The 13341-nt window shown below is 71.8% G+C and carries 14 protein-coding genes; 6 read left to right on the top strand and 8 right to left on the bottom strand.

Annotated features, from left to right (window positions below):
- The first annotated feature begins 9 nt into the window (after positions 1-9).
- Positions 10-798: an SGNH/GDSL hydrolase family protein gene (locus tag ITJ68_RS06610; protein ID WP_194660489.1), complete on the top strand. Its 789-nt coding sequence runs from the start codon at positions 10-12 to the stop codon at positions 796-798.
- On the opposite strand, the gene ITJ68_RS06605 is transcribed toward ITJ68_RS06610, so the two are convergent.
- Together ITJ68_RS06605 and ITJ68_RS06600 are read right to left on the bottom strand one after the other, a co-directional pair.
- A complete protein-coding gene (locus tag ITJ68_RS06605) occupies positions 795-2042 on the bottom strand; it encodes a D-alanyl-D-alanine carboxypeptidase family protein (protein ID WP_194660488.1) in 1248 nt (415 codons plus the stop codon). The two genes, ITJ68_RS06610 and ITJ68_RS06605, sit on opposite strands and share 4 nt — an antisense overlap.
- 89 nt (positions 2043-2131) lie before the next feature.
- Positions 2132-2950: a TrmH family RNA methyltransferase gene (locus ITJ68_RS06600; RefSeq protein ID WP_194660487.1), complete on the bottom strand. Its 819-nt coding sequence runs from the start codon at positions 2948-2950 to the stop codon at positions 2132-2134.
- Positions 2951-3046: 96 nt separating this feature from the next.
- On the opposite strand from ITJ68_RS06600, the gene ITJ68_RS06595 reads away from it, so the two are divergent.
- Together ITJ68_RS06595 and ITJ68_RS06590 are read left to right on the top strand one after the other, a co-directional pair.
- Positions 3047-3880, top strand: coding sequence for a Sir2 family NAD-dependent protein deacetylase (locus ITJ68_RS06595; protein ID WP_194660486.1), 834 nt, complete (start codon positions 3047-3049; stop codon positions 3878-3880).
- A 91-nt stretch (positions 3881-3971) separates the two neighbouring features.
- Positions 3972-4610 carry a histidine phosphatase family protein gene (locus ITJ68_RS06590; protein WP_194660485.1) on the top strand — a complete coding sequence of 213 codons (639 nt, stop codon included), beginning with the start codon at positions 3972-3974 and terminating at the stop codon, positions 4608-4610.
- Positions 4611-4635: 25 nt separating this feature from the next.
- Here the strand turns inward: ITJ68_RS06590 and ITJ68_RS06585 are convergent, their stop codons facing one another.
- Positions 4636-4845, bottom strand: coding sequence for a hypothetical protein (locus ITJ68_RS06585; RefSeq protein WP_194660484.1), 210 nt, complete (start codon positions 4843-4845; stop codon positions 4636-4638).
- A 170-nt stretch (positions 4846-5015) separates the two neighbouring features.
- Between ITJ68_RS06585 and ITJ68_RS06580 the strand changes: the two genes are divergently transcribed.
- Entirely contained in the window at positions 5016-5792 is a 777-nt protein-coding gene (locus tag ITJ68_RS06580; RefSeq protein ID WP_194660483.1) for a hypothetical protein, read from the top strand.
- Between the two features lie 81 nt (positions 5793-5873).
- Here the strand turns inward: ITJ68_RS06580 and ITJ68_RS06575 are convergent, their stop codons facing one another.
- Together ITJ68_RS06575 and ITJ68_RS06570 are read right to left on the bottom strand one after the other, a co-directional pair.
- Positions 5874-6944, bottom strand: coding sequence for a glycosyltransferase family 4 protein (locus tag ITJ68_RS06575; RefSeq protein WP_194660817.1), 1071 nt, complete (start codon positions 6942-6944; stop codon positions 5874-5876).
- Positions 6945-6949: 5 nt separating this feature from the next.
- On the bottom strand, positions 6950-7939 hold the full coding sequence (locus ITJ68_RS06570) for an alpha/beta fold hydrolase (RefSeq protein ID WP_194660482.1): 990 nt from the start codon (positions 7937-7939) through the stop codon (positions 6950-6952).
- Positions 7940-8057: 118 nt separating this feature from the next.
- Here ITJ68_RS06570 and treS point away from each other — a divergent pair, with 118 nt between their 5' ends.
- Both treS and ITJ68_RS06560 read left to right on the top strand, forming a co-directional pair.
- Positions 8058-9812, top strand: coding sequence for a maltose alpha-D-glucosyltransferase (gene treS / locus ITJ68_RS06565; protein ID WP_194660481.1), 1755 nt, complete (start codon positions 8058-8060; stop codon positions 9810-9812).
- An 88-nt stretch (positions 9813-9900) separates the two neighbouring features.
- Positions 9901-10647 (top strand): exonuclease domain-containing protein, encoded by a 747-nt coding sequence (locus ITJ68_RS06560; protein WP_194660480.1) that lies wholly within the window; start codon positions 9901-9903, stop codon positions 10645-10647.
- A 186-nt stretch (positions 10648-10833) separates the two neighbouring features.
- Here the strand turns inward: ITJ68_RS06560 and ITJ68_RS06555 are convergent, their stop codons facing one another.
- From ITJ68_RS06555 to glgA, 3 genes are all read right to left on the bottom strand, one after another.
- The gene (locus ITJ68_RS06555; RefSeq protein WP_071275272.1) at positions 10834-11082 is read right to left on the bottom strand and encodes a type B 50S ribosomal protein L31; all 249 of its coding nucleotides are present in this window, start codon (positions 11080-11082) and stop codon (positions 10834-10836) included.
- Positions 11083-11212: 130 nt separating this feature from the next.
- Positions 11213-11995, bottom strand: a complete 783-nt coding sequence (locus tag ITJ68_RS06550; protein ID WP_194660479.1) for an ABC transporter ATP-binding protein — start codon at positions 11993-11995, stop codon at positions 11213-11215.
- A gap of 144 nt (positions 11996-12139) precedes the next feature.
- On the bottom strand, positions 12140-13336 hold the full coding sequence (gene glgA / locus ITJ68_RS06545; protein ID WP_194660478.1) for a glycogen synthase: 1197 nt from the start codon (positions 13334-13336) through the stop codon (positions 12140-12142).
- Positions 13337-13341: the final 5 nt, after the last annotated feature.

Genomic DNA, 13341 nt, shown 5'->3' with positions numbered 1-13341 from the left:
GTCCGAGGCGTGTCAGATCGTCATCCCTGGTCCAGGTACGTCGCGATCGGTGACTCGTTCACCGAAGGACTCGGTGACCCGGACCCCGGGGCGCCGGGCGGGAACCGCGGCTGGGCCGATCGCGTGGCCGAGGTCCTCGCGAGCCGCACGGACGACTTCGCCTACGCCAACCTCGCGGTGCGCGGGCGGCTGCTCCAGCAGGTCATCGACGAACAGGTCGAGTCGGCGCTCGCCCTCGGCCCCGACCTGGTCACCGTCTCCGCCGGTGGCAACGACATCATCCGACCGGGCTCGGACCCGGACGAGGTCGCCGCGCGCTTCGACCGGCTCGTCGCCGACCTGCGGCGCGACGGCGCGACCGTCGTCGTGTTCACCGGGCCGGACGTCGGCATGACCCCGGTGCTCGGGCTGGTCCGCGGCAAGGCCGCCATCTACAACGAGCACATCCACGCGATCGCCCTGAAGCACGGCGCCCTCGTGGCGGACATGTGGGCGCTCCGTGTGCTGCGGGACCCGCGCATGTGGGCCCCCGACCGGCTGCACCACTCCCCCGTCGGCCATGCCACGATCGCGGCCGCCGTGCTGGACACGCTCGGCGTCGACCACGAGCTCGAACCGTTCACGCCCGAGCCGCTCGCGGCCCGGCCCTGGCGTGAGGCCCGCGCGGAGGACCTCGGTTGGGCGCGCGAGTACCTGGTGCCGTGGGTCGTCCGGCGGATCCGGCACACGTCCTCCGGCGACGGGATCACGCCGAAGCGGCCGGAGCTGCAGCCCCTCGGCGGTCGCGACCGGGCCTAGGCGGCGTCGGCGGAGGTTCCCTGGAACGGGTTCGTCCACCGCCACCAGACGCCGGGGTCCGGGATGTCCTGCTCGAGGACGAGCGGCACCGTCACGGGGTCGTGGTCCGAGACGTCGAACCGCACCCGACCGACCCGCTCCCCCTTCATGCCGAGGGTCACCGCGTCGAGCTTCGTCGTCGCCCGCACGGTCGCCCTGCCCCACACCAGGACCTGGGCCGCCGACCGGGTGACGGCGTCGGTGCCGTCCTTCCACGGGGTCGAGTAGGTGCCGAAGGACTGCCCCCCGTGCGTCAGCGTCACCACGTGGAAGCCGTCCGCGACCGAGTGCAGCAGACGCTGGACGTCCCCGTCGAGCGTGTCGTGGTCGACCCCGCCGAGCATCGCCCCGACGACCGTCACGGTGCGCCCACCCCGCTCGTACTGCGCCGCGAACAGCAGGCAGGCGCCGGCTTCGTCGAGCGTGCCGGTCTTGATGCCCTCCACCCCGTCGATCCCGAGGAGCTTGTTCGAGTTCTCGATGTCACCGACGCCCGGGACGGACACGGTCTTCGTGCCCACCACCTCCTTCACCACGGGGTTCGCGAGCGCGAGCTGCCCGAGGTCGACCAGGTCGGTCGCCGTGGACCGGTTGTCGGCGTCGAGGCCCGTCGGCTCCTCGATCGTGGTGTGGTCGAGGTCGTGTGCCTCCAGCCACGACGCCGCGGCCTCCTCGTAGGCGTCGAGCGAACCGAACGCCCAGATCGCCAGCGCACCGGCGTAGTTGTTCGCGGACTTCATCAGCATGACCTGCAGCGTCTGGTGCTCCGACAGCCGGAGTCCCGCCGGCATCGGAGCGACCTCACCGTTGACCGCGAGGTACTTGGCGTAGAGGCCCTGCATCTCGGGCGTGAAGGCGATGGAGGGGCCGTCCTGTCCCGGCCGGAGCGGCTTGGCGTCGAGGACCACGAGCGCGGTCACGACCTTCGAGATGCTCGCGATCGACCGCCGCTGCTCGTCCCCGCTCGTCCGCAGGCTCTCCGGGAAGTCGGTGGCCTCGACCGCCGTGGCGCCGTACCCCGGGAAGTCCAGCGCCGGCACCGTCGAGGTCGGGGCCGCGTACCTGGTGGTCGTCGCGCTCGCCGGGGAGAAGGGCACCAGGGCCGCGGCCACGAGGTAGGCGACGGCCAGCAGCAGCACGGCGACGACGGCGATCGTCACCGGCCGGCGGACGGCGGAGCGGGGGCGGCGGACGACACGGGACACGACAGCCGAGCGTACCGGCGGTGCCGACCGGCCATCTGGGGAACCGCCGGGGGCGTGGAGAACGCAGGACGGGCCTCCAGGCCGGGCGGTCAGTGCCGCGCGCGCTGCGCCGCGGCGACCGCCCAGAGCCCGACGGCGCTCGCCGCCGCGACGTTCAGCGAGTCCACGCCGTGGTGCATCGGGATCCGCACGGTCGTGTCGGCGGCCGCGATGGCCGCCGGGGTCAGGCCCTGTCCCTCGGTGCCCATCACGAGGGCGACACGCTCCGGGACGTCCGCGGCGAAGACGTCCAGGTCGACGGAGCGGTCCGTCAGCGCCATCGCGGCGAGGTGGAAGCCCTGGTCCCGCAGTTCCTCGCCGGCGGCGGGCCAGTCGCCGATGCGGGTCCACGGCACCTGCAGGACGGTGCCCATGCTGACCCGGACACTGCGTCGGTACAGCGGGTCGGCGCACCGCGGGCTGACGAGCACGGCGTCCGCGCCGAGGCCGGCGACGCTCCGGAAGACCGCGCCGACGTTGGTGTGGTCGACGATGTCCTCGAGCACGACGACCAGGCGGGCGTCCCGGACGACGTCGGCCACGGTCGGCAGCTCGGGGCGCTGCATCGACGCGATCGCGCCGCGGTGCATCCGGAACCCGGTGAGCTCCTCGAGCAGCGCGTCCGGCCCGACGAAGACGGGCCCGTCGTGCTCGGCGACGAGGGGCAGCACGTCGTCGAGCCACTTCTCCTGCACCAGGACGCTCCGCGGGACGTGTCCGGCGCGGATCGCCCGCTCGATGACCGTGCTCGACTCGGCGATGTACAGGCCACCCTCGGGTTCGCTGACCCGGCGGAGCGCGACGTCCGTCAGGCGGGCGAAGTCGTCGAGGCGCGGGTCGTCGAGGGTGTCGATGCGGACGGGGTGCACGGGTCTCGTTCCGGTCGGGCGGCGGTGGCTGGCGACCGTGCCGTCGCGGACGGGAAGTGGCGGGGCCGGTCGGCTGTTGAGGGTACCGTGAACCTGATGGCGACGAGCGACGCGACGAGCACCGACCTCGACCAGGCCGCTGAGCTGCTGGCGGGGAAGCGGATCGCCGTGCTGTCCGGGGCCGGGCTCAGCACCGACTCCGGCATCCCCGACTACCGCGGTGCCGGCCGGGTGGTGCGGAAGCCGATGACGTTCCAGGAGTTCCTGGCCGACCCGGGCAAGCGCCAGCGGTACTGGGCCGGGTCGCACCTCGGCTGGCGCACCTTCGCCGCCGCACGGCCGAACGACGGCCACCGTGCCCTCGCCGCGCTCGAGGACCGCGGCGTCGTGACCGGGGTCATCACGCAGAACGTCGACGGGCTGCACCTCCGCGCCGGGTCACGCCGGGTCGTGGAGATCCACGGGTCGATGGACCGCGCCCTCTGCCTGACGTGCGGGCAGGTGTTCGCCCGCGCCGACCTCGCCGCGACCATCGACCGCGCGAACCCCTGGATCGACGAACCCGGGTCCGTGCAGCTCCAGCCGGACGGCGACGTGGAGATCACCGACGTCGAGCGCTTCGTGGTGCCGGGCTGCTCGGTCTGCGGCGGCGTGCTGAAGCCCGACGTCGTCTTCTTCGGCGAGTTCGTCCCCACCGAGAAGTTCACCGAGTCGGTGTCGATCGTGGCCGACGCGGACGCGCTGCTCGTCGTCGGGTCCTCGCTCACCGTGAACTCCGGCGTGCGGCTCGTCGACCACGCGGCCCGGCGGAAGCACCCCGTCGTGATCGTCAACCGCGGTGCCACCCGGAGCGACCGCCGCGCCGCCGTCAAGATCGAGGGCGGCACCACCGAGACGCTGGTGGCCCTGGCGGAGCGACTGGCGCGCTGACGCACTGGCGCAGTCATGCACTGGCGCACTGGCGCACTGGCGCACTGGAGCTGATCCGGGGCGCGCGGGGCTGCTCTGTCATGATCGTGGTGTGACGACCCACCTGTACCTCGTCCGGCACGGCGAGACCGACTGGAACGCCGAACGCCGCATCCAGGGCTCGACCGACATCCCGCTCAACGACACCGGACGTGCGCAGGCACGGGCCGCCGCGGAGCTGCTCGCCCGGCGCTCGTTCGACGCGGTCGTCGCCTCGCCGCTCTCGCGGGCCTTCGAGACCGGGTCGCTCATCGCCGAGCGGCTCGGACTCCCGACCCCGACGGCCTACCCGGGGCTGGCGGAGCGGGCCTACGGCGACGCCGAGGGGCTGACGGACGACGAGGTCCTCGCGCAGTACCCGCACGACGCCATCCCCGGGCGGGAGTCCCGTTCCGCGCTGCTCGCCCGCGTCACGGAGACCCTCGGGGAGATCGCGGTGCGGTTCGACGGCGGGGTCATCGTCGTCGCGACCCACGGTGCCGTCATCCGCAGCGTGGTGAACGCCGCCGCTCCGGGCACCGCCGACCGCCGGCACACCCCGATCCGGAACGGCTCGATCCACTCGTTCCGCTGGGACCCGGATCGGTTCCACGCAGAGCTCGTCCGCTTCGACGACCCGGTCGAGGAGCTGCCGGCAGCGCCGGAGTCCGCGGTCTTCGACGACCAGAACCCGCTCGAGCAGCGGAACTGAGCAGCGGGCCGCTGCCGAGGCCGGCTCAGAAGGCGCTGAACCCGCCGACGCCGCTGTCCGGTCGCGCGGCCTTCGCCTGCGCCGTCTGCACCCCGTGGGCGCCGTCGTCCTGCGTGCGCGGAGCCAGCGGGTCCTCGAGGCCGCGCAGCGAGCGGTCCCGCCGGACACCGATGACCGCGAAGACCGCCCCGAAGGCGACGAGTGCCACGAACACGGCCAGCAACACGATCCACATGCCCGCCACGCTAGCCCCGCCGACCGCACACCGACAGGCGGCCCGCGGTGGTCGTTGCGCGATCGTTGTCCGCCGCTGGCGTGTCCGGTCGGGCAGCCGGACTACGATCCTGAAGCACTCGACGACACGACGCCATCGAAGGCCGTGCCGCGTGCGACACCGGGGGTGACATGACGATCGAGGGTCCGGGTGGCACCGGCTGGCAGCGCGAGCAGCCGACCGCTCCCACCGTGCACGAGGAGGACGACGACCTCGACCGTGCCTTCGGGACGGAGACCGGCGCCGTCGCCACGCGGAGCGGCCCACAGCGGGTGCGCTCGTGGGGCCTGCTCCTCGTCGGTGTCGTCCTCGCCGCCGGGGTCATCGTCGTCGTCCTCGGCCTGATCCTGTCGAGCGTGCAGAACGGCGTCGGCGGGTTCGTGCCGCGACCGGAACGGAGTGCCGCGCAGTTCACCACCGCCGTCCGCGACGTCTCCGGCATCGCGTCGGCGAAGACCGCCGACCCGACGAAGACGTCGCTCATCAGCTACGACGTGGTCAGTGCCGTGCAGGCCGACCGCGACCTGTCCCGGGCCCGCCGTGCCGAGCTGGTGCGACAGGTCAGCACCGCCGCAGCCTCCTCCGGCAGCACCGGCGTGCACGTGTACGCCCTCACCGACTTCGGCGACATGGTCGTCGGCGTGTCCGGGTCGTCCGAGGTCAGCGCCCAGCGGCTCGCCGTGGCCGAGGACGTCAAGGCGATCGGTGGCGTCCTCCGGGTGCACGCGGTCTGGGAGACCGACGGCGACGACGGCAGCCGGTCGGACGACGCCAAGGCGCAGCGGGTGATCGTCGAGACCGCCGGCACCGGCGTCGGGCTGGCTGCGGTGGCCGACGCGGCGCAGAAGATCGTGCTCAAGGAGTTCCCGGGCGCCACCGTCACGACGGCGGTGCCGGGCAGCGTCTGACGGACCTGACCCGGGCAGCGTCCGACGGACCTGTCCCGGGCAGCGTCCGGCGGACCTGTCCCGGACAGCATCCGACGGACCTCAGCCCCGCCGGTCCGCCACGGCCCGTTCCACGGCCCGCACGACCTGCTCGGCCGAGTCCGCCCACCGGAACCGCGCCGCACGGTCGAGCGACGCGGCGGACGCCTCGTCCCACCGTCCTTCGAGCCGCCGCACGGCCGCGGCCACCGCGGACGGCGAGTCCGGGTCGAAGTACTCCGCGACGTCGCCGCCGATCTCCCGGAAGATCGGGATGTCGCTCACCGCGACCGGGGTGCCGACGCCCATCGCCTCGACGAGCGGGATGCCGAAGCCCTCGTCGTGGGACGCCGTGACGAGGGCCGTTGCGGACCGCAGCGCGTCGAGGTACTCCTCGTCCGACGCCCCGTCGTGGAACACGATCGCCCCGGCGGGCGCCAGGTCCTCGAGGCGCGCCCGGTCGGCAGCCGACACCCGGGACATGCAGTGCAGCGTCCAGTCGGCTCCGAGCAGCGGCAACGCCGCCGCGAGGGTCTCCACGTTCTTGTACGGCATGAACGACCCCATGTAGACGAGGGACTTCGTCCGGGCTCCCCCGACTGGCCGAGGCGCCGCGGGGTCGGCCGCGTTGTACGCGACGGTGACCGGTCGTTTCGTCAGCCGGTGGTCCGCGATCAGCCCCGCGGTCGTCTCGGAGACCGTCACGACGCCGTCGGCGCCGTTCAGCAGCATCCGCTGCGGCCACCACGCCAGGTGGAAGGCTCGCCAGCCCAGGCGCAGCGGCCAGGCGAACTCGCGTGGGGGGGTGCGGTTCCGGTAGTAGATCAGGTCGTGCAGCGTCAGCACGAGGGCGTAGGAGCGTCCGCGCGACCCCATCGTCTGCATCGGCGAGAACACGGCGTCGAGCCCGAGTCGGTTGACGCGCCGGGCGACGAGCGGTTCCCCCGGCTCGGTCGGCGCCGGCACGAGTTCCCACGGCAGGTCCGGTGGCAGCGAGGCGAGCTGCCGTTCGTCGTTGACGAGCAGCACAGCGTCGTGGCGGTCCGGCAGGTGCGCGGCGATCCCGGCGGTGAACCGGCTGATGCCGTCGTGGCGTCCGATGCGGACGTAGCGGCAGTCGATGCCGATCCGCAGGCGGGTCACGACGCGCTCCCCCGGTCCGACGCGCTCCCCCGGTCGGACGCGCTTCTATCCGGCCTGGAGGCTCGACCCGGCTTGGCCGCCCGGCCCGGCTTCCGCACGGGGTCGGCCATGCGGCGCAGAGTCGCCTCCGCGGCGGCGGCGGGCGTCTCGTAGTGCACCAGGTGCCCGACCCGCGGGATGACGACCAGCTCGGCGTCCCGCAGCCGCTCGGCCAGGGCCCGCTGCTCCGGCACGGCGGTGATGTCGTCGCGCTCGGCCGCGATGAGCAGCACGGGGACGGTGATGCGGTCCGCGTACTCCGACACGTCGTGGGTGACGGACGTGCGGAAGGCCTCGAGCACGCTGGTGCGGTCGGCGAAGGCGGAGAAGTACCGGTCGTGCTGGTCGTGCACCCACCGTCGCAGGTCGGGGTCGTGCGACTTCAGCATGGCGACGCTCATCGCGCGGACGATCGCCCGGTTGCGCAGGATCCCGAGGCCGAGCGGCCGCGGCAGGGCGGCACCGGCGCGGTAGTACGCGATGGCGATGCCGGTGCCCACGGCACGCGGACCCTGCAGGGCCGGCGCGGCGATCGGGTTCACGAGGACCAGGAGCCGGGTGTCGAGTCCGGCTGCCACCGCGGCGGACACCACGATCGAGCCGAACGAGTGTCCGAGCACGACGGCGCTCCGGTCGAGACCCAGGGCGGTGTGGAACGCGCGGAGCCACCCGACGTAGGAGTCGAGGTCGGACACCGTCAGCGGGTCCGACACGCCGAAACCGGGCAGGTCCGGCACGATCACCCGCACACCCACCAGGTGTGCGGCGAGGGACTCGAGTCCGTGGTGGTCGCCGCGGAACCCGTGGACCGCCAGGACGGTCTGCGTGGCGTCCGTCGGACCGTACTCCCAGTAGTGCGTGGTGCGGCCGTCGACCTCGACGGCGCGGTGCACGACCGGGGTCGAGGCCATCAGCGACTGGTACGGGGAGAGGACGGGCGATCGCATCCGCGTCAGTCTAGGACTGCGGTTCGCCCTGACCCTGGAACACGTTCGGCCGGACGCGCCTATCGTGTCCGGGGCGGGCCTGGTGACAACCGGTCCGTATCTGACGACGAGGAGCACGGTGACCTTCACAGCCCCGATCCAGCTGCCCGGACTGACGCTCGATCCGCTCTGGTACAAGCGCTCCGTGTTCTACGAGTGCATGATCCGGTCCTTCGTGGACTCGAACGGCGACGGCACCGGCGACCTCCAGGGGCTCATCAGCCGCCTCGACTACCTGCAGTGGCTCGGCGTCGACGCGCTGTGGCTCCCGCCGTTCTTCCGCTCGCCCCTGCGCGACGGCGGCTACGACATCTCCGACTACAAGTCGATCCTGCCGGAGTTCGGCACGCTCGAGGAGTTCCGCGAGCTCGTCACGAAGTCGCACGAGCGCAACATGCGCATCGTCATCGACATGGTGATCAACCACACGTCGGACCAGCACGAGTGGTTCCAGCAGTCCCGCGAGGACCCGGACGGCCCCTACGGCGACTTCTACGTCTGGCGCGACACCGACGAGCACTACGAGAACATCCGCGTCATCTTCGTCGACACCGAGGAGTCGAACTGGACGTTCGACCCGGTCCGTCGCCAGTTCTTCTTCCACCGGTTCTTCTCCCACCAGCCCGACCTGAACTTCGAGAACCCGGCCGTGGTCGAGGCCATCTACGACGTCGTCCGGCACTGGCTCGACCTCGGCGTCGACGGCCTGCGCCTCGACGCGATCCCGTACCTCTTCGAGTCGGAAGAGGGCAACGGCGAGGGCGAGCCGGAGACCCACGAGTTCATCAAGAAGATGCGCAAGATGGTCGACGAGGAGTACCCCGGCCGCGTGCTCATCGCCGAGGCGAACCAGTGGCCCCGGGAGACCGCCGCGTTCTTCGGCACCGACGAGGAGCCCGAGTGCCACATGGCGTTCGACTTCCCGGTGATGCCGCGCATCTTCTACTCGCTCCGTGCCCAGCACGCCAAGGAGCTCTCCGCGATCCTGTCGGAGACCCTCGACGTGCCCGAGAGCGCCGCATGGGGGGTGTTCCTCCGCAACCACGACGAGCTCACCCTCGAGATGGTGAGCGAGGAGTACCGCCAGGCGATGTACGGCTGGTACGGCTACGACCCCCGCATGCGCTCCAACATCGGCATCCGCCGTCGTCTCGCGCCCCTGCTCGACAACTCCCGCGCCGAGCTCGAGCTCATCCACGCACTGCTGTTCTCCCTGCCTGGCTCGCCGTTCCTGTACTACGGCGACGAGATCGGGATGGGCGACAACATCTGGCTGCCGGACCGCGACTCCTCGCGCACGCCGATGCAGTGGACGCCGGACCGCAACGCGGGCTTCTCGAGCGCCGACCCGGGCAAGCTCTTCCTGCCCGTCGTCCAGTCGCTGGTCTACAACTACGCGCAGGTGAACGTCGAGGCCCAGCTGGCGCAGTCCCGGTCCCTGCTGCACTGGGTGCGCAACGTCATCCACGTGCGGAAGGCCCACCCGGTCTTCGGCATGGGCTCCCTGGCCGTCCAGCAGACCGACAACGAGAGCGTCCTGGCGTTCGTCCGCTCGTGGGAAGGTGCCGGCACGCAGTTCGGCCCGTCCGCCGAGGACGTCCTCTGCGTGTTCTCCTTCGCGGTCAACGCGACGACGGCGACGATCTCGGCACCCGAGTACGCCGGACGCCCGCTCTACGACCTGTTCGGCGGGGCCTCGTTCCCGTCGTTCGACGACGAGGGCAACGTCACGCTGACCCTCGGCACGCAGTCGTTCTACTGGCTGCACGTCGGTGCCGCACCGACGCAGCAGGCGCCGGTCGCTCCGGCAGCGCCGGCGGCACCCGCCGCGTAGTCACCACCACACGCCCGCCGGGAGGCCCCACTCGCCCCCGGCGGGCGCGTCGCGTCGAGGTGTCGGTCGCTCCGGTTAGCCTCGTGGGGTGACGTACTCCGCAACCGAGCTGGACGCCCCGGCCACCGCTCAGGACCTCTCAGCACGGCCCTGGTGGCACGCGCTCGGCGTCTTCGACCTCGAGACCACCGGCATCGACGTCGAGACCGCCCGGATCGTCACCGCCCACGTGGGCCTGATCGACATGACCGGGCGCAGCATCGTCGAAGGAGCCTGGCTCGCCGACCCCGGTGTGCCCATCCCCGAGCAGGCCTCGGCGGTCCACGGCATCAGCACCGAGCGCGCCCAGGCCGACGGCCGTCCTGCTGGGGAGGTCGTCGCGGAGATCGTCCTCGCGATCGAGGCCGTCTTCGCCCGGGGCATCCCCCTGGTGATCTACAACGCCCCGTACGACCTCACGCTGCTCGACAGAGAAGCCAAGCGGCACGGCATCGCCTCCCCGGTCATCGGCAACGTCGTCGACCCGCTCGTGATGGACAAGGCGCTCGACACCTACCGCAAGGGCAAGCGCACGCTCGAAGCCGCCGCGGAGACCTACGGCGTCACGCTCTCCGACGCCCACGACGCCGGTGCGGACGCCATCGCTGCCGGACGTGTCGCCCAGGCCATCGCCCTGAAGTACCCGGATGACCTCACCGTCTCGGCCGAGGAACTCCACCGCAAGCAGGTCGCCTGGTGCGCCGACCAGGCCGTCTCCTTCCAGGAGTACATGCGGAAGAAGCGCGACCCCTCCTTCATCGCCGACGGCCGCTGGCCCCACCGCACCGCCGACTGACGCCCCGCCCCCTCGCAAGACACCGGTGTTCAGGCTCCGCGCCGCGAACATCCGCGGCGCGACTGCTGGACACCGGTGTCTTGCGGAGGGCGCCTGCTGGACACCGGTGTCTTGCGGAGACGGGACCGGCAACGCGAACGGGCGGCCCTCCCGAAGGAGGACCGCCCGTGTGCGTTGCAGGACTGCTTACTTGCTGAAGCCCTTGAAGCGCTGGTTGAACTTCTCGACGCGACCGGCCGAGTCGAGGATGCGCTGCTTGCCCGTGTAGAACGGGTGCGATGCGGACGAGATCTCGACGTCGATCACCGGGTAGGTGGCACCGTCGAGCTCGATGGTCTTGTCGCTGTTCGCGGTCGAACGCGTCAGGAACGTCTCACCGGAAGCCAGGTCGCGGAAGACGATGGCGCGGTACTCGGGGTGGGTCTCGGTCTTCATGAGGTGATTCCTTGGGTGGATAGCGGTGTTGAGAGCGGGGCGGTCGCCCCGGAAGTCTGCGGCTCACGCCAGCCGTCCACGTTACCAGACAGCGGGCACGAACGGGAGCAGGACACGTCGTCCGACCGGCTCAGGCGGCGCGTGCCGTGAAGCGTCCGGCGTCCTTCGTGACGGTCAGCGCGATGCCGAAGGCCTCGCTCAGGGTGGCGTCGGTCAGGACGTCGTCGATGGGTCCGGCGGCCTGGATGTGCCCGGAGGCCAGGATCAGCGCGTGCGTGAAGCCCGCCGGGATCTCCTCGACGTGGTGCGTCACGATGACGATCGCGGGCGAGTCGGAGCTCTGCGCGTACCCGCCGAGGGTGCGCACCAGGCTCTCGCGGGCGCCGAGGTCGAGCGACGCGGCCGGCTCGTCGAGGAACAGGATCTCGGGGTCGGTCATCACGGCCCGGGCGATCTGCACGCGCTTCTGCTCGCCGTCGCTGAGCTCGCCGAAGGTCCGGTCGGTGAAGGACCCGAGGCCCCACTCGTCGAGCACCCGCTGGGCGCGACGGACGTCGAGCTCCTCGTACTCCTCGTTCCAGCGACCCGTGACCGAGTACGCGGCGGTGAGGACCACGTCGATGACCTTCTCGGTCACCGGGATGCGACGGGCGAGCGCGGTGGACGCGAAGCCGATGCGGGGCCGCAGTTCGAACAGGTCGGCGCCGCCGAGTTCGGTCCCGAGGACCTCGACCTCTCCGGAGGTCGGGAAGCTCTGGGCCCCCGCGACCTGGAGCAGCGTGGTCTTGCCGGCACCGTTCGCGCCGAGCACGACCCACCGCTCGTCGTCCTGCACCTCCCACGAGACCGCGTCGAGGATGGTGGCCCCGTTCCGGACCACGGACACGTCTGACAAGCGCACAACCGAGGGCATGCCCCAACCCTACGCGAGCGGACCGTCACCCGATGTCCGCAGGGCGCGCGCGTCGCAGCCGTGGGACCAACGGACGGGAGGCCCGGGTGACGTCCGTCACGGACGTCACCCGGGCCTCCCGGCTGGTTCGGTTGCCAGCTCGCCTCAGCGAGCCGCCAGGACCTGGTCGTAGACCGCCCGGGTCCGCGTCGCGATCGCGTCCCAGGTGAACTCGCTCTCGACGCGGAGCCGGCCGGCGCGCCCCATCAGCTTGGCGAGGCCGAGGTCCGACAGGACCTCGTTCAGGGTGGCGGCGAGGTCGGCGACGTACTTGTCCGGGTTCGTCGGCGTGCCGGTGCCGTCGGTGACCTGGTCGATCGGCACGATGCGGCCGGTGAGACCGTCGGCGACGACCTCGGGGATGCCGCCGGTGCCGGAGCCGACGACGGGGATGCCGCAGGCCATGGCCTCGAGGTTGACGATGCCGAGGGGCTCGTAGACCGACGGGCAGACGAAGACGGTGCCGGAGGACAGCACGTTGACGATCTCGCGGTGGGCCAGCATCCGGTCGATCCAGACGACGCCGTCGCGCTGCTGGCGGAGGTCCTCGACCAGGCCGGTGACCTCGGCGAGGATCTCGGGGGTGTCCGGCGCGCCGGCGCACAGGACGATCTGCACCTCGGGCGGCAGGGCCGCGACCGCGCGGAGCAGGTACGGCAGGCCCTTCTGCCGGGTGATGCGCCCGACGAAGACGACGCTCGGGCGCTCCGGGTCGATCCCGAGCGCACGGACGGCGTCGTGGTCGACCTCGGGCTTCCACTCCTCGACGTCGATGCCGTTGTAGACGACGTGCACCTTGGCGGGGTCGATCGACGGGTACGAGCGGAGGATGTCGGCGCGCATGGCCTTCGACACGGCGATGACGGCGTCGGCCTCGACGAAGGACTCGCGCTCCATCCAGCTCGACAGGCGGTAGCCGCCGCCGAGCTGCTCGGCCTTCCACGGGCGCAGGGGCTCGAGGGAGTGGGCGGTGACGACGTGCGGGATGCCGTGGGTCAGCTGCGCGATGCGCCCGGCCGCGTTGGCGTACCAGGTGTGCGAGTGCACGACGTCGGCGCCCTCGACGTCCGCGGCGATCTGCACGTCGGTGCCGAGCGCCTGCAGCGCGCCGTTGGCCTGCTCGAGGCCTTCGGGCGTGCGGTACGCCCACACGTCGGCCTCGTCGCGGAAGGCCCCGAAGGCCCGGACGCGCACCTCGGTGTCCGTCCCGGACCGCAGCGCTGCGGTCAGTTCGGCCACGTGGACACCCGCTCCGCCGTAGACCTCCGGCGGATACTCCCTGGTCAGTAGATCGACTCGCACGCGTT

This window comes from Curtobacterium sp. VKM Ac-1395, assembly GCF_015350975.1.
Lineage (GTDB): Bacteria > Actinomycetota > Actinomycetes > Actinomycetales > Microbacteriaceae > Curtobacterium.
The sequence above is the reverse complement of the archived record's forward strand: the minus strand, read 5'-3'. Positions and strand labels throughout refer to the sequence as shown.